The sequence below is a fragment of the Bacteroides zhangwenhongii genome, from assembly GCF_009193325.2.
Classification (GTDB): Bacteria; Bacteroidota; Bacteroidia; order Bacteroidales; family Bacteroidaceae; genus Bacteroides; species Bacteroides zhangwenhongii.
The window spans coordinates 1,598,706-1,617,964 of the sequence record NZ_CP059856.1 but is presented as its reverse complement, the minus strand read 5'-3'; the positions used below and the strand labels follow the sequence as shown (position 1 = coordinate 1,617,964).

At 41.6% G+C, this 19,259-nt stretch carries 16 protein-coding genes and 2 tRNA genes; 8 read left to right on the top strand and 10 right to left on the bottom strand.

From position 1 onward, the window contains the following. Window positions 1-5: 5 nt before the first annotated feature. A complete protein-coding gene (locus GD630_RS06430; protein ID WP_182505722.1) occupies window positions 6-2,870 on the top strand; it encodes a leucine-rich repeat protein in 2,865 nt (954 codons plus the stop codon). Window positions 2,871-2,889: 19 nt separating this feature from the next. Beyond that, on the top strand, window positions 2,890-3,573 hold the full coding sequence (locus GD630_RS06425) for a RipA family octameric membrane protein (RefSeq protein WP_143866104.1): 684 nt from the start codon (window positions 2,890-2,892) through the stop codon (window positions 3,571-3,573). 227 nt (window positions 3,574-3,800) lie between these two features. Here GD630_RS06425 and GD630_RS06420 read toward each other — a convergent pair whose 3' ends face one another. Together GD630_RS06420 and GD630_RS06415 are read right to left on the bottom strand one after the other, a co-directional pair. Continuing rightward, on the bottom strand, window positions 3,801-4,328 hold the full coding sequence (locus GD630_RS06420; RefSeq protein WP_143866102.1) for an FHA domain-containing protein: 528 nt from the start codon (window positions 4,326-4,328) through the stop codon (window positions 3,801-3,803). Between the two features lie 18 nt (window positions 4,329-4,346). Further along, complete coding sequence (locus GD630_RS06415; protein WP_143866099.1) at window positions 4,347-5,375, bottom strand: HU domain-containing protein; 1,029 nt, start codon at window positions 5,373-5,375, stop codon at window positions 4,347-4,349. A 90-nt stretch (window positions 5,376-5,465) separates the two neighbouring features. On the opposite strand from GD630_RS06415, the gene rfbC reads away from it, so the two are divergent. Genes rfbC through GD630_RS06400 form a run of 3 tightly spaced genes read left to right on the top strand, consistent with a single transcriptional unit; the run spans window position 5,466 to window position 8,187 of the window. After that, window positions 5,466-6,014: a dTDP-4-dehydrorhamnose 3,5-epimerase gene (gene rfbC, locus GD630_RS06410; RefSeq protein WP_007760533.1), complete on the top strand. Its 549-nt coding sequence runs from the start codon at window positions 5,466-5,468 to the stop codon at window positions 6,012-6,014. A gap of 26 nt (window positions 6,015-6,040) precedes the next feature. Then, window positions 6,041-7,354, top strand: coding sequence for a UDP-glucose dehydrogenase family protein (locus GD630_RS06405; protein ID WP_143866097.1), 1,314 nt, complete (start codon window positions 6,041-6,043; stop codon window positions 7,352-7,354). A 35-nt stretch (window positions 7,355-7,389) separates the two neighbouring features. Next, the gene (locus GD630_RS06400; RefSeq protein ID WP_143866095.1) at window positions 7,390-8,187 is read left to right on the top strand and encodes a DUF4738 domain-containing protein; all 798 of its coding nucleotides are present in this window, start codon (window positions 7,390-7,392) and stop codon (window positions 8,185-8,187) included. 11 nt (window positions 8,188-8,198) lie between these two features. On the opposite strand, the gene GD630_RS06395 is transcribed toward GD630_RS06400, so the two are convergent. Then, entirely contained in the window at window positions 8,199-9,464 is a 1,266-nt protein-coding gene (locus GD630_RS06395; protein ID WP_143866093.1) for a DEAD/DEAH box helicase, read from the bottom strand. Window positions 9,465-9,510: 46 nt separating this feature from the next. Then, a complete protein-coding gene (serB, locus tag GD630_RS06390; protein ID WP_007760509.1) occupies window positions 9,511-10,740 on the bottom strand; it encodes a phosphoserine phosphatase SerB in 1,230 nt (409 codons plus the stop codon). Between the two features lie 266 nt (window positions 10,741-11,006). Between serB and GD630_RS06385 the strand changes: the two genes are divergently transcribed. Beyond that, the gene (locus GD630_RS06385; RefSeq protein WP_143866091.1) at window positions 11,007-11,510 is read left to right on the top strand and encodes a thioredoxin-like domain-containing protein; all 504 of its coding nucleotides are present in this window, start codon (window positions 11,007-11,009) and stop codon (window positions 11,508-11,510) included. Between the two features lie 106 nt (window positions 11,511-11,616). Here GD630_RS06385 and GD630_RS06380 read toward each other — a convergent pair whose 3' ends face one another. The 3 genes from GD630_RS06380 to lon are packed head-to-tail and all read right to left on the bottom strand — an operon-like array spanning window position 11,617 to window position 16,310. Then, window positions 11,617-12,714 (bottom strand): LptF/LptG family permease, encoded by a 1,098-nt coding sequence (locus GD630_RS06380; RefSeq protein WP_007753357.1) that lies wholly within the window; start codon window positions 12,712-12,714, stop codon window positions 11,617-11,619. 3 nt (window positions 12,715-12,717) lie between these two features. Then, on the bottom strand, window positions 12,718-13,848 hold the full coding sequence (tgt, locus tag GD630_RS06375; protein WP_143866089.1) for a tRNA guanosine(34) transglycosylase Tgt: 1,131 nt from the start codon (window positions 13,846-13,848) through the stop codon (window positions 12,718-12,720). Next, the gene (gene lon / locus GD630_RS06370; RefSeq protein WP_007760506.1) at window positions 13,845-16,310 is read right to left on the bottom strand and encodes an endopeptidase La; all 2,466 of its coding nucleotides are present in this window, start codon (window positions 16,308-16,310) and stop codon (window positions 13,845-13,847) included. The genes tgt and lon overlap by 4 nt, the downstream gene beginning before the upstream one ends. 216 nt (window positions 16,311-16,526) lie before the next feature. On the opposite strand from lon, the gene GD630_RS06365 reads away from it, so the two are divergent. Next, window positions 16,527-17,237, top strand: a complete 711-nt coding sequence (locus tag GD630_RS06365) for a tRNA1(Val) (adenine(37)-N6)-methyltransferase (RefSeq protein WP_143866087.1) — start codon at window positions 16,527-16,529, stop codon at window positions 17,235-17,237. A 63-nt stretch (window positions 17,238-17,300) separates the two neighbouring features. On the opposite strand, the gene GD630_RS06360 is transcribed toward GD630_RS06365, so the two are convergent. Further along, a tRNA-Pro gene (locus GD630_RS06360) sits at window positions 17,301-17,375 on the bottom strand. Between the two features lie 35 nt (window positions 17,376-17,410). Continuing rightward, window positions 17,411-17,485: transfer RNA gene (locus GD630_RS06355), tRNA-Pro, on the bottom strand. Between the two features lie 247 nt (window positions 17,486-17,732). Between GD630_RS06355 and GD630_RS06350 the strand changes: the two genes are divergently transcribed. Beyond that, window positions 17,733-17,927: a hypothetical protein gene (locus GD630_RS06350; protein ID WP_143866085.1), complete on the top strand. Its 195-nt coding sequence runs from the start codon at window positions 17,733-17,735 to the stop codon at window positions 17,925-17,927. A gap of 39 nt (window positions 17,928-17,966) precedes the next feature. Here the strand turns inward: GD630_RS06350 and spt are convergent, their stop codons facing one another. Beyond that, window positions 17,967-19,151 (bottom strand): serine palmitoyltransferase, encoded by a 1,185-nt coding sequence (gene spt, locus GD630_RS06345; RefSeq protein WP_143866133.1) that lies wholly within the window; start codon window positions 19,149-19,151, stop codon window positions 17,967-17,969. Window positions 19,152-19,259: the final 108 nt, after the last annotated feature.

Genomic DNA, 19,259 nt, shown 5'->3' with positions numbered 1-19,259 from the left:
TGAATATGATTCAGATAGTATCAAACAATTTAGCTCAAATTATTATGAAGAAAATATTCTTTTTGTTCGTGTTAGCAATGCTGAACTTAACGTTCTATAGTTGTAAGACGGATACGGATGATTTATGGGACAGCATTCATCAATTGGATGAAAGAGTTGTTGCTTTGGAAGAGATGTGTAAGCAGATGAATGGGAATATTGGTTCTCTGCAAGTATTGGTAAGTGCTTTGCAAAATAATAATAGTGTTACTGCTGTTATTCCTGTGAAGCAGGGAGATAAGACGATAGGTTATACGATTTCATTTGCTAAAGGTGATCCTATTACTATTTATCATGGTGCTAAAGGTGAGCAAGGTGATAAGGGTGATGATGGTACTACTCCGATTATCGGTGTGAAACGACATACTGATGGTATATATTATTGGACATTAAATGGAGACTGGTTACGAGACAATAACGGTAAAATGATTAAAGCGGAAGGGAAAGATGGTACTGACGGAGAACAAGGAGGACAGGGAAGTCCAGGTATTACTCCGCAATTGAAAATAGAAAATGGCTATTGGTGGGTATCTTATGGAAATAATTCGCAGTGGATAAAGTTGGATAAGGCTATTTTGGACAGTGGAGAAAGTATTTTTAAGAAAGTTGCTCAAGATAGCAAATATGCTTATTTTACTTTGAAAGATGGGACCGTAATAACCATTCAGAAATATCAGAAACTATCTATAACTTTTACTGAAGGCGATGAACTAAAATTTGATGCAAATGAGACGAAAACAGTTCATTACACAATTAAGAGTGAAGGGAGTATGAATGTAGTTAAAGCGGATATGTTGAACGATGATAATCGTTATTCATTACATACTGATATTATAGATGACACTTCTGGTACAATTACGATTACGGCAAGTATTCCTACAGTAAACCAAGTGATAGTGAGGGTATCTAATGCCGAAGTCACTATAATGGCAGCGATTTCATTAAAACCATCTTTTACTGAGAATACAATAAATGTATTGGAAGCCGGAACATTAGGTATTTGGCTGGATGGTTATGATAAGACCACTATTACTGCATTAAAAATAACAGGTCCATTAAATAGTGATGATATCGCTACTATCAAAGGTCTATCCCAACTTACTATATTGGATCTAGAGAATGCCGATTTGGAAGAATTACCATCTGGTATCTTTAGTGCCGAGAATAGTAAACTGCTGATTTCTATTATATTACCAAAAACATTAAAGAAGATAGGAGATGATGCTTTTTATAATTGTAGTGGCCTTAAAGGCAATTTGGAAATACCATCAAGTGTTATTTCGATTGGCAGGGCCGCTTTTTATAACTGTAGTGGTCTTAGAGGAGAGTTGAAAATTCCTTCAGGTGTTACTTCTATTGGAGGTTCTGCTTTTTCTGGTTGTAGTGGCTTTACAGGAGAATTGACGCTACCGCCAAGTATTACTTCTATTGAAGCTGAAGCTTTTTCTGGTTGCAGTGGTTTTACGGGAGAATTGAACCTCCCATCAGGTATCACTTCTATTGAAGCTAGAGCTTTTTATAACTGTAGTGGTCTTAGAGGAGAGTTGAAAATTCCTTCAGGTGTTACTTCTATTGGAGGTTCTGCTTTTTCTGGTTGCAGTGGTTTTACGGGAGAATTGACACTACCTTCAGGTATTACTTCTATTGGAGGTTCTGCTTTTTCTCGTTGCAGTGGTTTTACGGGAGAATTGACACTACCTTCAGGTATTACTTCTATTGGAGGTTCTGCTTTTTGGGGTTGTAGCGGCTTTACGGGAGAGTTGAGAATCCCTTTAGGTGTTACTTCTATTGAATCTGGAGCTTTTTCTGGCTGTAGTGGGCTTAAAGGTTTAGTAATACCACCAAGTGTTACTTCGATTGGTGAATGGGCGTTTTATAAATGTAGTGGTTTTACGGGAGAATTAAATATACCATCAGGTATTACTTCTATTGGAGGTTCTGCTTTTTCTGGTTGTAGTGGTTTTACGGGAGAATTAAATATACCATCAGGTATTACTTCTATTGGAGGTTCTGCTTTTTCTGGTTGTAGTGGTTTTACGGGAGAATTAAATATACCATCAGGTATTACTTCTATTGAAGCTGGAGCTTTTTCTGGCTGTAGTGGGCTTAAAGGTTTAGTAATACCACCAAGTGTTACTTCGATTGGTAGATGGGCCTTTAATGGTTGTAGTGGTTTTACAGGAGATTTGAATCTTCCTTCAGGTGTTACTTCTATTGAAGATTTTACTTTTAATGGTTGCAGTGGCTTTACGGGAGATTTGAATCTTCCGTCAGGTATCACTTCAATTGGGGTGTCTGCCTTTAATGGTTGTAGTGGTTTTACAGGAGATTTGAATCTTCCTTCAGGTGTTACTTCTATAGGAGAAGGTGCTTTTGATGGTTGTAGTGGTTTTACAGGAGATTTGAATCTTCCTTCAGGTGTTACTTCTATTGAAGATTTTACTTTTAATGGTTGTAGTGGTTTTACAGGAGATTTGAATCTTCCGTCAGGTATCACTTCAATTGGGGTGGCTGCCTTTGATGGTTGTAGTGGTTTTACAGGAGATTTGAATCTTCCGTCAGGTATCACTTCAATTGGGGTGGCTGCCTTTAGGGATTGTAGTGGTTTTACAGGAAAATTGGATATACCATCAAGTGTTATTTCGATTGAAGGTTCTGCCTTTGACAATTGTAAGGGTTTATCTCCAATATATTGCAGAGCTTCAATTCCTCCTAGCGTTGGTTATAATAGTTTTGCAAACACATCTAAATTATATGTTCCTAAAGGGTGCGCTAGTGTATATAGGAACACTAATGGATGGAATAAATTTGAAAGTATCGTAGAATTCTAATTTCTTAAATTATATAATTATGTGTAACTCAAAATTAAATCCTTGCGACCAAATTTGTAAGAAACAAGTCGCATACGACAAGGCCGTTGAAGCCTATCAATTCCATGTACAACGTTATCATACATGGGTTAACTATTACGCCATTTTTGTTGGTGCTTTGTTTGTGGCGTTTTATACCATTATGTCGCAAACTGATTTTGAAATTTACTGCTATTGTATCAAAGATACAAAATTTCGCTGTGAGTTAGTATTGCCGTGGTTAATTGCCTTGCTCGGCTGGTTTGCTTCTATATGCTGGTTAGCAAGTATTATTGGGCATTGTGCTTGGATGAATAGTTGGATAGAAATAGTAAAGAAAAGAGAACGTAATTTCTTGGATGATTCTGATTTTGTTTATTCTAGAATTGTATTATCCACAGACCAAAAGCGGAAAGAACGAAAAATGTATGGGGGAAATAGTGATAGGCGTAGATTCTTGCCGGAATTTATCTCTACACAGAAAATAACACAAATATTTGTGTCTGTAGTAATTATTGCATGGATTGTTGTACTGCTTTTTCTAGGGTTACTATCTAATCCGTGTTGGTACTTATTTATTATTGGAGTATTATTTTGGGGTGGAGTAACTGTGTGGATCAGGCATTTTCTTCTCCATAGAGTAGGTGGATGTATATCATCAAATATTGGTCGTATAGAAGTATAGTATCATGTACTATATTAGCTATGTGAATTATTTTTTTATAAGATAATGAATCTTGAATGAGGATAGGAATTTATATGCTTAGATTTTTATCCTCATTCTATACTATTGGTTAGGCTGTTTGCATATCCCAATCATAATCATTCATCAAATAAATAGCCATTTGGCTGACGATACTTTGCACTAAATATTCTTTAGTATTCAGATTCTTCTGAGTAATTTTCTAGTAACTATTCCGCCGTATGCAGTATAAATGTGGTGGCTCCGATAGTCACAATAGCTCCATCTTCGATGCGGATACGGTCTTTATCACCCAAGATCTCATTCATGAGAAATGTACCTGTCAGGCTGGGAGCGTCCCGCAAAGTATAGATTAGTTTTCCTTGCTTATTGCGCTTGACATTGATAATGCAGTGGCGGCGGTCCATGCTCATGTCTCCGCTTTCGATGGGAGTATTGATGACTGTTCCCACACAACGCCGTCCTATCACATTGTCACCCTCTTGTAGTGGAAGTATTTGTTTGAATCCGAATATATTCTCAATTACTGTGATATATCCGAATTCTTCTTTATGGGATTCTGCCTCTTCTTCCAAATTCTCTTCTTTCCGGAGAGCTTTGACTTTACTTTTTCCAAGCCGGATACTGAATTGCTTGCCGCAATGCTCGCATACAAATACAAGTGACTGACCTTCACTATACTTGGTTTCATCAAAATAAAGGTAATTCTCACATTTGGGACAAAGAACTCGTTTCATGCTTTTTAAAAGGGATTTTTATTTTGCCAGTAACCAGGCATTTTTGTAAGTTTCGTTTTTTCTAAGTTCCAACAACTGTTTCGTCGCTTCTTCACGGTTGCTGAATGAGCGGATACTGACACGTACTTTACCATCGGTATTCAGAGCTTTTGCTTCCGCAAATCCTTTGGCATTTAACCGGTTTGCCATAGCTTCCGCATCTTTAAGGCTGATACCTCCCGCTACTATAATATGGTAAGGATGATTCGTATTAGCTTGTGGCTTTACCGATGGCGCAGGAACTGTTTGCGGTTTCGCCACTTTAACTTCTTTCACAGCAATGGGCTTTGGTGTTTTAGCTTTCTTGGCTCTCTGTGGTCTCGCATCGTGCTTTACCGGAACAGGAGTCATTGCAACCGACTGTTCTTCTATTTGTTCAAAAAGCTCGTTAGGTAACAACTGTGCGTAATTGTTCTTCTGAACGTAGGTATTCTCTACCGGAGTGGAAAAAGCGAAGAACAACACAATGGCGGCAATCATGGCTGCTGCATTGCGGAGGAATGTACGGTTGATACTGATTTCATAAGTCTTCTTTTCTTTCTCCGGATTGATGAGTGGTATTAACACTTTTTCCTTTTGTGGCAGGGCGGCAAGCTCGTGCATCTCAAAAGAATCCAATCCGTATAAAGAAGGAGTGGTTAGCTTATAATCGTACGGAATGAACTCGTAATTGCCATAAATATTATAATGGATTTCACCGATATTCTCCAAATGGGCTTTGCCTTCTTCATGAAGAAGGGAGATGAATTCGTTCACCTCTTTTTCTACTATGCGGCTGGCGTCAGCGAAGCTAGTGTCGTGAACGGCCATATATGATTGCACCAACACTCCGTCGTTCAGTTTCAGTTGCGGATTGAATCCTATCGTACGGGTAGGAGGTAAGAAAAGATTTTCTTCTTTTACATGAGTTGCAGGTGCGTAATGTGCAACGAATCCACCAAATCCCGGAACGATGACGCAGTCGTTTTCCAGCAATAAAACCTCTATATGTTGTGCTAATTCAATCATGTGTGCAAAATTAAGAGATAAATTGAATATATCCCAGAAAACTACGAAAAAATCACTACTTTTGCATCGTTTTATTTATAACCATCGACAATGAACTATATACAGACAGAAATAGACGGAGTATGGCTGATAGAGCCTAAAGTTTTCTCCGACGAACGTGGCTACTTTATGGAAGCTTTTAAGAAAGAGGAGTTTGAGGCTAATATCGGTCCTGTTGATTTTGTACAGGATAATGAATCCAAGTCTTCCTTTGGGGTATTACGCGGATTGCATTATCAGAAAGGTGAACATAGCCAGGCTAAACTGGTTCGTGTTATCAAAGGAGAAGTGCTGGATGTTGCTGTGGATTTGCGCAAATCATCGCCTACGTTCGGAAAGCATGTATGTGTGTTGTTGAGCGAAGAGAATAAGAGACAGTTTTTCATTCCACGTGGTTTTGCGCATGGATTTGCCGTATTGAGCGACGAAGCCATTTTCACATACAAGGTAGATAATAAGTATGCTCCGCAAAGTGAGGCTTCCATTATATATAATGACGCGACATTGGGTATAGATTGGCCGCTTGCCGAGTCGCAGATGTTGCTATCTCCTAAAGACAAGGAGGGAACGGCTTTCAAAGATGCGGTGTATTTTGAATAACTTCTGAATAGACAATAAATAAAGATATGAAAATAGCAATTGTAGGAACCGGATATGTAGGTCTGGTGACAGGTACATGCTTTGCTGAAATTGGCGTGGATGTGACTTGCGTAGATACTAACAGTGAGAAAATCGAATCTTTGAAAAAGGGTGTCATTCCTATTTATGAAAATGGATTGGAAGAGATGGTGCTTCGCAATATGAAAGCGAAACGATTGAAGTTTACTACCTCACTGGAGAGTTGCCTCGATGATGTGGAAGTAGTATTCAGTGCTGTCGGTACGCCTCCTGATGAGGACGGCAGCGCCGATCTGAAATATGTGCTGGAGGTAGCCCGGACTATCGGTCGCAATATGAAACAATATAAATTGGTTGTTACCAAAAGTACGGTTCCGGTGGGTACTGCCGGCAAGGTTCGTGCGGTTATTCAAGAGGAGTTGAATAAGAGAGGGGTGAATATCCATTTTGATGTGGCTTCAAATCCGGAATTTCTAAAGGAAGGAAATGCGATCAGCGACTTTATGAGCCCGGACCGTGTAGTAGTGGGAGTGGAGTCGGAACGTGCGCAGAAACTGATGTCGAAGCTGTATAAACCGTTCTTGCTAAATAACTTCCGCGTTATCTTTATGGATATCCCGTCAGCGGAGATGACTAAATATGCGGCAAATTCTATGTTGGCAACCCGCATCAGTTTTATGAATGACATAGCAAACTTGTGCGAGATTGTGGGTGCCGACGTGAATATGGTACGTAGCGGAATCGGTTCGGATACGCGCATCGGACGTAAATTCTTGTATCCGGGAATCGGCTATGGCGGTTCTTGTTTCCCGAAAGATGTGAAAGCCCTTATCAAAACGGCAGAACAGAATGGATATAAAATGCGGGTGCTCAGTGCTGTGGAAGAGGTAAACGAGCAACAGAAAAGTGTTCTGTTTGAAAAGCTGGTGAAGCACTTTAATGGTGACCTGAAAGGAAAAACGGTTGCTTTGTGGGGACTGGCTTTCAAACCGGAGACTGATGATATGCGTGAAGCTCCGGCTTTGATCCTGATTGATAAGCTGTTGAAGGCCGGCTGTCAGGTACGTGCATACGATTCTGCTGCCATGCAGGAGTGCAAGCGCAGGATCGGAGATACAATCTATTATGCTTGCGATATGTATGATGCGGTGCTTGATGCGGATGCGCTGATGTTGGTTACCGAATGGAAGGAATTCCGTCTGCCCTCATGGGCTGTCATAAAGAAAACGATGGCACAGCAGGTTGTATTGGACGGACGTAACATTTACGATAAGAAAGAGATGGAAGAACTCGGATTCGTTTACTATTGCATTGGTAAATGAAAAAATAAGAGTATCTTTATGCAAAACTGGAACAAATGATGAAATATGTAGTGCTATCGTTGATGGTGATTTTTTCTGTGTCATGTGGCGGCAATAAAAATCCAAATTTTCTTGAACTGGAGGAAGAGGATATAGCTGCTAAGGAACTGTTGCAGGGAATTTGGCTGGACGATGAAACGGAGAGTCCGTTGATGCGGGTAGAGGGGGATACGATCTATTATGCAGATAGCCAAAGTGCTCCGATTACATTTAAGGTTATGCGGGATACGCTTTACACGTATGGAAATGATACGGCTTACTACAAGATAGATAAGCAGGCGGAACATATATTCTGGTTTCATTCCATTACGGACAACATAATCAAACTGCATAAATCTGAGGATCCGAATGATTCGTTGTCATTTGTTCGTCGTGAAGTGGTTATACCGACTTATACGGAAGTGACAAAACGGGATAGTGTGGTGACATACAATGGCACTCGCTATCGCGCTTATGTATATATTAATCCTACCAAAATTAGAGTTGTCAAGACGACTTATTCCGAAGACGGGATTAGCATGGACAATGTGTATTACGACAATGTGATGCACATTTGTGTGTACGAAGGCAAGAAAAGTTTGTTTGCCAGTGATGTGACCAAGCAGATGTTTGCTCAGGTTGTTCCCGCTGATTTCCTGCCGCAGGCTATTCTATCCGATACGAAGTTTGTAAAAGTAGACCGGAATGGTTTTCATTATCAAGCAGTTTTAGCCATTCCGGAAAGTTCTGTATATAGCATTGCGGAGATAGAAGTGGGTTTCGATGGTAAACTGACTATCACTTCCACTAAATAAAGAATGCTGTTCTAATTTTGTTGTCTGGGAGAGGGGCGGTTCTTACTTTTGTTGTTATTGCCGTTTTTCCCCCGAAAATTTCTTCTTTTAGGGTTGCTGCCGTACCTGCTTTTGCTGAAAGAGCGTGGCTTGTATTCCGGAGCTTCCCCTAATTCTGCCGGGATGGGAATCTTATAAATATCTTTTTCCAGGAAATTCTCAATGCTCTTGAAATTACTCTGCTCTTTTTCGCTGACAAATGTAAGCGCTACTCCATCGTTATTGGCACGTGCCGTACGCCCGATGCGGTGCACATAATCTTCACTGTCGTGAGGGACGTCGAAGTTGATAACCAGACGAATATCATCAATGTCAATGCCGCGTGCCACAATATCTGTCGCTACCAGTATATTAACTCGCCCGGCTTTAAATTCGTGCATTACTGTTTCCCGTTGGGCCTGCTCAAGATCCGAGTGCATTTCTCCTACATTCAATTTCATCGCCATCAAAGCCTTGGCGACTTCTTTAACTTTGATTTTTGAAGATGCGAAGATGATGACACGTTCGGGAACCTCGTCGGCGAAAAGGCTACGTATAATTCCCAATTTTTGGTTTTCGTAGCAAACGTAAGCAGCCTGGATAATCTTTTCGGCAGGTTTTGAGACAGCCAGTTTTATTTCTGACGGATTATTCAGGATTGTATTTGCCAATTGCTGTATTTTGGCAGGCATAGTTGCAGAGAACATGATAGTCTGCCGTTCTTTAGGCAGGTATTTCACTATTTGCATGATGTCGTCATAGAATCCCATGTCGAGCATTCGGTCTGCTTCGTCCAAAATGAAATAAGAAACTTTGGAGAGGTCTACATATCCGAGACTCAGATGGGCGATCAGACGTCCCGGAGTCGCAATAACAACATCAGCTCCTAATGTAAGTCCTTTTTTCTGCTGTTCGAACAGAATGCCGTCATTACCGCCATATACAGCGACGCTTGATACCGGCATAAAATAGGAGAATCCTTCCATCTGTTGGTCGATTTGCTGAGCCAGTTCCCGGGTAGGGGACATGATAATGCAGTTGATCGCATCTTCCGGATGGTTTCCTTCGGATAGTTTATTTAATACAGGGAGCAGAAAAGCGGCGGTTTTACCCGTACCTGTCTGCGCTACTGCTATCAGATCTTTACCTTCAAGTATAATTGGAATTGCTTGTTCCTGAATAGGTGTGCATTCGTCAAATCGCATGGCGTCAAGCGCCTCAAGCACATTCGCGTTTAATTGTAGTTCGGAAAACTTCATTCTGTTATTTTATTTGTCCGCAAAGATAATTTATTTTTCGGTCTAATTACATATTCAAATAAGAATCTTTGAATCCAAGAAAATAGAGCACCCCATCAAGTCCGATGGTATTGATAGACTGTTTGGCATTTGCTACTACTTTGGGTTTGGCATGGAATGCTATCCCCAATCCGGCAATTCCCAGCATGGGGAGGTCATTGGCCCCGTCACCTACGGCAATGGTCTGCGCGATATCCACTTTTTCTACTTGGGCAATTAAACGGAGTAGTTCGGCTTTGCGCTTTCCGTCTACCACATCTCCCAAATAACGTCCGGTGAGCTTTCCATCAATAATTTCCAGCTCATTCGCATATACATAGTCTATACCATACTTCTTTTGCAGGTGTTGGCCGAAATAGGTGAAACCTCCCGACAGAATTGCTATTTTGTAGCCATACTTCTTCAATACATACATTAGTCTGTCTACTCCTTCTGTGATAGGTAAGTTTTCTGCAATCTCCTGCATGACGGATTCATCGAGTCCTTTCAATAGGGCTACGCGGCGGGTAAAGCTTTCGGTAAAGTCTATTTCGCCACGCATGGCGCTTTCCGTAATGGCCTTTACTTCATCGCCTACGCCGGCGCGGATGGCGAGCTCATCAATAACTTCGGTTTCGATAAGTGTGGAATCCATATCAAAGCAGATCAGACGGCGCATACGTCGATACATATTATCCAACTGAAAAGAAAAGTCCATCTCCAGTTCGCTGGCTAACTTCATCAGGCTTTCTTGCATGGCGATGCGGTCTTTGGGAGTACCTCTCACTGAAAATTCTATGCAAGCGCGTGTGCGTGCATCCGTATCGCATTCATCCAAAGGGATTCTACCCGTAAGGCGCTTGATTGCATCGATATTCATTCCTTGCTCTGCCAATACGCTGGTGGCTGCCGATATTTGACGCGCAGACAGTTTGCGGCCAAGCACCGTCAAGATATAGCGGTTCTTGCCTTGCATACCTACCCAATTGTCGTATTGCTCGGTTGTAATTGGTTCGAACCGGATGGTTACTCCCAAAGAGGATGCTTTGAATAATAATTCCTTCATGATAAATCCGGAATGTCTTTCTTCACTCTTGAAAAGAATACCTAGCGATAGCGTATTATGAATATCCGCCTGCCCGATATCGAGGATAGTAGCATCATATTTAGCTAATATTTCGGTCACGGATGAGGTAAGCCCCGGACGATCTTCGCCGGTAACTCGAATCAGAATCAATTCAGTACTTGATGGTTGCATAAGAAATAGACTTTTATCCTGCAAAAGTAGAGAAAAAAGTTCGTTTTTATGCTAAATAACATAAAAAGTTATACCTGAAAAGTGAGATTTTTGCTTATTCTTTTGGAAGTTAATTTGATAATTACTTACCTTTGCACCCGGTTTCAAAAATAAAGGCACTGATAATCAGCGGATTCCTCTTCGCCTGATGCCTGAAAAGACAACGTTTCGGGAAGAAACCACTGTTTAAGGACAGTCCCGGATAGTATTAACTAAAACCGAGTTACATGAAGTATGTAAAGTGGATTTTTGTTGTATTACTAATTTGTTCCTTGACCGCTTTCGTTGAGAAAGACAAACCTACCGGAGGTTTGAGTGAGGGTGATGTAGCCCCGGATTTTAAAATCGAATCTACATCGGAAGAGCAACCTGCCTTTAAGTTGGGAAATTTGAAAGGAAAGTATGTGTTGCTAAGTTTTTGGGCAAGTTATGACGCGCAATCCCGGATGCAAAACGTAAGTTTAAGCAATGCGCTTCGTTCTTCTCATAATGTGGAAATGGTTTCTATTTCGTTTGACGAATATCAGTCAATTTTTAAGGAAACCGTTCGTAAGGACCAAATAGTTACGCCCACTTGTTTCGTGGAAACAGAAGGCGAGGACTCCGGATTATTTAAGAAATACCGTTTGAACCGGGGGTTCACCAACTATTTATTGGATGTAAATGGTGTAATTATAGCCAAAAACATCTCTGCTGCAGATCTTTCTGCTTATGTAAAGGAGATTGGTTGACAATGTAGGATAGACAAAAGAGGAAATGAATACAACAAAAAAGTTCCGCCTATACTTGCTGTTTGGTAAGAATAGGCGGAACTTCTATTTAAGAGAATCTTATCATCTACTTCGGCGCCTTTTGATACAGGAAGAAGGCGATACCTGCATAAAGGATATTGGGAATCCATACTGCAATCACAGGAGGTACATTACCGTTGATGGCAAATGTAGAAGTAATTGTCTGGAATAAGATATATGAGAAGCTCAGTCCCAGTCCGATACCCAGGTGGAGACCCATACCTCCTTTGGTCTTTCGTGACGAAAGAGAAACACCGATAATTGTCAGGATGAAAGAGGCGAACGACATGGCGATTCGTTTATGATATTCAATTTCAAACTCTTTGATATTGGCAAATCCTCTTCGTTTTTGTTTCTCAATATAGTCACTCAATTGAGGGCTGGTGAGCATTTCCTGTTGATTCTTCATGATGAGGAAGTCGGACGGTTCCATATTGATAATCGAGTCTATCCGGTCTCCTTTGGTGATTTTTTCTTTCAAGCCGTCCAACTCACGTATCATGTAGTCATGAATCGTCCATTTATGGACGGTGGTTGTATCATACGTTACACGACGTGCTGTCAAGTGAGAAACCAGCTTCTTGTCGACGAATTTATCCAACGAGAAACGGTTGCCTGTTTTCATGGCATTATTATAATTGTCAATGTATGCAATGACACCGCTATCCACTTCCAGCTGTACGTTGCGTGCCGTATTCTGTTTCTTGGGTTTGATATACCGGTCTTCAAAGTTCAGGCGGGTGACGCTTCCTTTAGGGATTACGTACGAACTTAGCATAAAGGTCGTTAATGCGATAATGGCCGCAGAAATCATATAAGGACGCATCATTCTCTTGAAACTCATTCCGGTGGAGAACATGGCGATAATCTCTGAGTTCTCCGCTAGTTTTGAAGTAAAGAAAATGACGGCAATGAACACGAACAACGGACTGAACAGATTGGAGAAGTAGGGGATAAAGTTCATGTAGTATTCGAAAATGATTTTACTCCATGGCGCTTCATGTTCCATCAGTTTATCCATCTTCTCGTTAAAGTCGAATACTACTGCAATAGAAATGATCAATGCAATAGCAAATACGTATGTTCCCAAGAATTTCTTGATGATATACCAGTCCAGCCGCTTTATGAATCGATTGCTTTTCATTCCTTATAATCTAGTTGATACTTTTCTGACCATCATCGGTTTCCAGGTTGAGAAATCTCCGGCGATAATATGTTTTCGTGCTTCGCCTGCCAGCCATAAATAAAATGCCAGATTATGTATGGAAGCAATTTGCATGGCCAACAGTTCTTGTGCATGGAAAAGATGGCGCAAATACGCTTTGCTGTACAGCGTGTCTACATAGGAAGCACCGTCCGCCTCAATGGGGGAGAAATCCGTTTCCCATTTTTTGTTTCGCATATTGATGATACCGTCTTTGGTAAACAGCATTCCATTTCGTCCGTTGCGTGTAGGCATTACGCAGTCGAACATATCTACGCCGCGTTCTATCCCTTCAAGGATGTTGACAGGAGTACCGACACCCATCAAATAACGGGGCTTGTCTTTAGGCAGAATCTCGTTGACAATTTCGATCATCTCATACATCTTATCGACGGGTTCGCCTACTGCCAATCCGCCGATAGCATTTCCGTCCGCTCCTTTGGAAGCCACAAACTCCGCAGATTGTTTGCGCAGATCGGGGTAAACACATCCTTGAACAATAGGGAATAGCGACTGATTGTAGCCATACTTAGGTTCGGTTTCACTAAAACGTTGTATGCAGCGGTCGAGCCATCTGTGGGTCAGCCCTAACGACTTTTTAGCATACGCATAGTCTGAATCTCCGGGAGGGCATTCATCGAAAGCCATCATGATGTCCGCTCCGATGGTACGTTCTATATCCATCACTTTTTCCGGAGTGAAGATATGCTTGCTGCCATCAATATGTGAACGGAACTCGGCTCCTTCTTCACGGAGTTTCCGGATTCCGGCTAGCGAAAATACTTGAAAACCACCACTGTCTGTCAGCATGGGGCGATCAAAGCCGTTGAAGCGATGCAAGCCACCGGCTTTCTCGATAACATCCAATCCCGGACGTAAATAGAGATGATAAGTATTCCCTAGAATGATCTGTGCCTGGATGTCTTCTTTCAGTTCTGTCAGATGCACCCCTTTGACAGTGCCCAATGTTCCCACCGGCATGAAGATAGGGGTTTGTATCTGCCCGTGGTCAGTGGTTATCAGACCGGCACGGGCATTACTTTTAGTGTCTGTATATTGTAACTCAAATGTCATTCCTGGCTGGGTTTCTTTACAGATAAATCAATGGCATCCGCTACTTTTTCATTGGTTAATGCAATGGCGAATACTTCTTTTATATCATTCACATAGTGGAAAGTCAATCCCTTCAAATACAGATCCTGAATTTCATCTATGTTCTTTTTATTCTCGGCGCTCATAATGATTTCTTTTATTCCGGCACGTTTGGCAGCAAGAATCTTTTCCTTGATTCCGCCAACCGGAAGAACCTTGCCGCGAAGGGTGATTTCTCCTGTCATAGCCAGGTTGGCTTTTACCTTTCGTTGTGTCAGAGCGGAAGCTAAAGAAGTGGCCATAGTGATACCTGCCGACGGACCGTCTTTCGGAATCGCCCCTTCCGGAACATGAATATGGATGTTCCAGTTTTCAAAGATGTCTTCGTCCAAGTCAAGGATAGAAGCGTGTGCCTTGATGTATTCAAGTGCCAGCATGGCAGATTCTTTCATCACATCTCCCAGATTACCGGTCAATGTAAGACGTCCGCCTTTACCACGACTCAGGCTCGTCTCAACAAATAGGATTTCACCTCCTACGGCTGTCCATGCCAGTCCGGTAACTACACCGGCATACTCATTGCCTTGATACTTGTCTCGTGTATATTCCGGTGCTCCCAAGAAATCGTATAGGTCGGCCGGTTTAATTTCCGTTTTAGCAAAATATCCGTCGGTTGCATACTGACGGGCTGATTTACGGAGAATCTTACCTATTTTCTTCTCTAATTCACGAACACCGCTTTCACGAGTGTACGATTCGATAATGGCTTCCAGCGTATCTTTGGGAAGTTTTATATCTGTCTTTTTAAGCCCGGTGGCTTCCAGTTCTTTCGGGACTAGATGTTTGCGGGCAATTTCAATTTTCTCTTCTGTGATATATCCGCTGACTTCAATCAGCTCCATACGGTCGAGCAATGGACCGGGAATTGTATTCAGGTTATTAGCTGTTGCGATGAACAATACCTTTGAGAGATCATAGTCCACATCCAGGAAGTTGTCATGGAACGAAGTGTTTTGTTCCGGGTCGAGAACTTCCAATAATGCAGATGAAGGATCTCCCTGGCGGTCTGCGCTGACTTTATCTATTTCGTCCAAGATAAACACCGGATTAGAAGCTCCTGCTTTAATAAGGCTCTTGATAATCCGTCCCGGCATAGCGCCGATATATGTCTTGCGATGTCCACGTATTTCCGCTTCGTCATGCACACCTCCTAAAGACATACGCACGTATTTTCGTTTAAGGGCGGATGCGATGGACTTTCCGAGTGATGTCTTACCAACTCCCGGAGGGCCATATAAGCAGATAATCGGTGACTTCATGTCGTCTTTTAGCTTCAGCACAGCCAGATGTTCCAGAATACGTTCTTTTACCTTCTCCAATCCGTAATGGTCTTTATTCAACGTCTTCTCTGCATTCTTAAGATTCAGATTGTCGGTTGTATAAATGCCCCATGGGAGGTTAAGCATTGTCTGCAGATAGTTAAGTTGTACACTGTAGTCCGGTGACTGCGGATGGGTGCGTTCCAATTTAGCCAGCTCTTTCAGGAAAGTCTCTTTAACTTCCATGCTCCAATGCATTTTCTCCGCTTTATTGCGCATTTCTTCAATTTCCTGCTCTTGACCGCCGCCACCTAATTCATCTTGAATGGTTTTGATCTGCTGTTGCAAGAAATATTCACGCTGCTGCTGGTCAATATCTTCGCGAGCCCGCATTTGGATGGAGGCTTTTATTTCGGCTAACTGCACTTCACGATTCAGAAGCTCCAATAAGTGATAAGTACGTTCGCGCAAAGACTTGATACTTAATAAATCTATCTTTTCGTCTTTTTTAAACGGGAGATTCGAACAGATAAAGTTGATCAGGAACATCGGACTATTGATGTTTTTAATGGCAAACGCAGAATCCTGATGCATTGCATCTGATGACTTGATGTAACGCATTGTCAGGTCTTTGCAGGTTTCAACCAAAGCCTGGAATTCCTTATCGTCCTTACCCGGAATTTCTTCTTCCAAAATCTCAACCTCGCCTTTGAGATATGGATGTGTATCGGTAATACTCTTCAAACTTAGACGCTTCATACCTTGAAGTATGACGGTTGTCGTTTGGTCCGGCATTTCCAATACCCGGACAATTCGTCCTACAGTACCTATGTTGTGCAAATCTTCCAGTTTGGGGTCTTCCGTATGAGCAGCTCTTTGACACACTACTGCTATGTCTTTATGCTTTTTCTCAGCATCACGTATGAGCTTTAATGAAGACTTTCGGCCAGCCGTGATAGGCAGGAATACTCCGGGAAATAATACCATATTACGGAGGGGGAGAACCGGAAGAATTTCACCAGATTTTATGTTTACATCAAATGCATGTTCATCGTTACCATCATAGTCGGTAATTAACGAGAAACCGTTGTCACTGACATCTTCCAATAAGTATCTTTCTTTCATCTTTTCGTTTTAATTTAGTTTATGCCATACAAATATGCATAAATCGTTTGCAAAGTTAATCGATTCTCTTTAATAATAAAGCACAGGTTTGAATAAAAACACAAAAACAATGCCAAAATGTAGGGTAATAAAGGGTAACTTCCATAATAATTATTTATTTTTGGCGGTACATAATAAATCAGTGGAATAAAACGGGTTTTAAGATCAGTGAATAAAATGTCGAATCCTTATTTTCAATTTAAGCAATTTACAGTGTGGCATGACAAATGTGCTATGAAAGTTGGCACGGATGGAGTACTTTTAGGTGCCTGGACTTCGGTTCAAGGAGCGCGTCGGGTATTGGATGTAGGTACGGGAACAGGATTGGTTGCTCTGATGTTGGCTCAACGCAGTCCGGCAGATGTGAAAATTGTAGCATTGGAAGTAGATACGGCAGCTGTGGAGCAGGCTAAAGAAAATGTAGCTCGTTCTTTTTGGAAAGAACAGATAGAAGTGGTTCAGGCAGATTTTAATCAGTATCATTCTTCCGGTAAATTTGATGTGATTGTCTCAAATCCTCCTTATTTTGTAGGCTCACTTAAATGTCCGGATGTACAAAGGAATGCTGCGCGTCATGACACTTCTCTGACTTATGAGGAACTATTGAAAGGAGTTGCCGGATTATTGGCTGAGGATGGGACTTTTACGGTTGTGATTCCGGCAGATGTGGCAGATAGGGTGAAGGGTATAGCTTCTATGTGGAATCTGTATGCAGTCCGCCAACTGAATGTGATAACTAAGCCCGGAGGTGTTCCCAAAAGAGTGTTGATCGCTTTTTCTTTTGAAAATCGGGAGTGTGTGGTCGAAGAACTGTTGACAGAAATAGCACGTCACAAATATAGCGAGGAATATATAATGCTGACTCGGGAGTATTATTTGAAGATGTAAAATAAATGAGGCTAATATTTATTGTATTAGCCTCATCTTATAATCTTCGATTTGTCTCTTTCGTCGGGGTAGCGGGATTCGAACCCACGACCCCCTGCTCCCAAAGCAGGTGCGCTAACCGGACTGCGCTACACCCCGAAAACTTTTAACCGAACTTCCTTTTTTCTTTGTAGTCGGGGTAGCGGGATTCGAACCCACGACCCCCTGCTCCCAAAGCAGGTGCGCTAACCGGACTGCGCTACACCCCGCTACTTTTTGAAGGGTTGTTCTTTTCAAAAGCGGTGCAAAGATAGGGAGTATTTTTTAATTAACAATAGGCAAACGAATGTTTTTTATTGATTAATTCTCAATTCATTGAATATCATACTCTTGTGCCTGTACTTTTTTTCTTGTTAGAAATCAGAGATATTATAGAGTGATATAATTTGGTGTAACAATGAACTATCTTTTATCATTTTCTGTTCTTAAGATAAGAAACTAAAAATAAGGAGATATATGAAGACTAAAAATCAAAAGAAGGTAGATGAGAAAGATATGCCTTTGTTGGAACAGAAGGGATATGAGAGAATGCTGAATGAGATTGTTCCTGTACAGCAGACAGAAACTTATAGGAATCCGACTCAAAGGGTAGTAAAAGAGGCTGTCAGGGAATTAAATCCTGATACGAACAGCTTGGGAAGCAGAGGATGAGTTCATCCTCTGCTTTTTATTTATGATTTCGAATGCTGATTATAAGAGGTTTAAAGCCTTGAATGCTTTTACTAATTTCTCTACAGCACGGTCAATCTGTTCTTTTGTATGGGTAGCCATCAATGCCACACGTACCAATGTGTCTTGTGGAGCACATGCGGGCGGAATAACCGGATTGATAAATACACCTTCGTCGAAAGCCAGTTTGGTTACCATGAATGTCTTTTCCGTATCGCGTACGTAAAGAGGGATGATAGGTGACTCTGTTGCGCCAATCTCAAAACCGGCTTCACGGAAACGTTTCAATGCATAATTGGTAGCTTCCCACAAGGCTTCGAGTCTTTCCGGTTCATTCTGGATGATGTGGAGAGCCTCCAAAGCGGACGCGGTAGCGGCCGGAGTGTTGGATGCACTGAATATATATGTACGTGCGTTATGGCGTAACCAATTAATAATAGAGGAGTCAGCAGCGATGAATCCACCGATAGAAGCCAATGATTTACTGAAAGTACCCATGATTAGGTCAACTTCGTGAGTCAGACCGAAATGGTCACAAACACCACGTCCCTGTTTTCCGAATACTCCCAAGCCATGTGCTTCGTCTACCATGATGGTCGCATTGTATTTATGTTTCAAACGTACGATTTCGGGCAGGTTTGCCAAGTCGCCTTCCATAGAGAACACACCGTCCACTATAATCAGCTTCACTGAATCCGGATTACACTTTTGAAGTTGTTTTTCCAGATCCGCCATATCGTTATGTTTGTATTTCAATTGCTGTGAGAAGGAGAGGCGGCGGCCATCTACGATAGAGGCGTGGTCGCGGTCGTCACAGATGATATAATCGTTACGGTCGGTCAAAGCCGGAATAACACCTGAGTTTACTGTAAAACCGGTAGAAAAACAGAGAGCTTCGTCCTTTCCAACAAAAGCGGCCAACTCTTTCTCCAATTGAACATGCAGGTCAAGTGTACCATTCAGAAAGCGTGACCCTGCGCAACCGGAACCATATTTGTGCATGGCTTTGATACCGGCTTCAATCACTCTTTCATCTCCCGTAAGGCCAGTGTATGCATTGGAACCGAACATCAGCACTTCGTGTCCGCCCATTTCTACCTCTGTACCCTGTTTCCCTTCAATCTCACGGAAATATGGGTAAACGCCCTTTGCCATAAATTGTTGTGGCAAGTCGTACTTAGCTAACTTCTCTTGTAATAATCCCATTGAATTATAATTTATTATGCTCATACTCAGATCGTTCACTGACGATCAAATATACTTTTATCTTAACAAGTGTTTAAAACAGGGGGCAAAGATAACAATTTTTGCTTT

Coding starts and splice junctions, on each gene's coding strand:
- serB (WP_007760509.1), bottom strand. CDS start 10,740: ATGCAACCATCAAGTACTGAATTGATTCTGATTCGAGTTACCGGCGAA.
- tgt (WP_143866089.1), bottom strand. CDS start 13,848: ATGACATTTGAGTTACAATATACAGACACTAAAAGTAATGCCCGTGCC.
- spt (WP_143866133.1), bottom strand. CDS start 19,151: ATGGGATTATTACAAGAGAAGTTAGCTAAGTACGACTTGCCACAACAA.
- rfbC (WP_007760533.1), top strand. CDS start 5,466: ATGAACTATATACAGACAGAAATAGACGGAGTATGGCTGATAGAGCCT.
- GD630_RS06385 (WP_143866091.1), top strand. CDS start 11,007: ATGAAGTATGTAAAGTGGATTTTTGTTGTATTACTAATTTGTTCCTTG.
- GD630_RS06400 (WP_143866095.1), top strand. CDS start 7,390: ATGATGAAATATGTAGTGCTATCGTTGATGGTGATTTTTTCTGTGTCA.
- GD630_RS06430 (WP_182505722.1), top strand. CDS start 6: ATGATTCAGATAGTATCAAACAATTTAGCTCAAATTATTATGAAGAAA.
- lon (WP_007760506.1), bottom strand. CDS start 16,310: ATGAAAGAAAGATACTTATTGGAAGATGTCAGTGACAACGGTTTCTCG.
- GD630_RS06350 (WP_143866085.1), top strand. CDS start 17,733: ATGAAGACTAAAAATCAAAAGAAGGTAGATGAGAAAGATATGCCTTTG.
- GD630_RS06420 (WP_143866102.1), bottom strand. CDS start 4,328: ATGAAACGAGTTCTTTGTCCCAAATGTGAGAATTACCTTTATTTTGAT.
- GD630_RS06405 (WP_143866097.1), top strand. CDS start 6,041: ATGAAAATAGCAATTGTAGGAACCGGATATGTAGGTCTGGTGACAGGT.
- GD630_RS06395 (WP_143866093.1), bottom strand. CDS start 9,464: ATGAAGTTTTCCGAACTACAATTAAACGCGAATGTGCTTGAGGCGCTT.
- GD630_RS06425 (WP_143866104.1), top strand. CDS start 2,890: ATGTGTAACTCAAAATTAAATCCTTGCGACCAAATTTGTAAGAAACAA.
- GD630_RS06415 (WP_143866099.1), bottom strand. CDS start 5,375: ATGATTGAATTAGCACAACATATAGAGGTTTTATTGCTGGAAAACGAC.
- GD630_RS06380 (WP_007753357.1), bottom strand. CDS start 12,714: ATGAAAAGCAATCGATTCATAAAGCGGCTGGACTGGTATATCATCAAG.
- GD630_RS06365 (WP_143866087.1), top strand. CDS start 16,527: ATGTCGAATCCTTATTTTCAATTTAAGCAATTTACAGTGTGGCATGAC.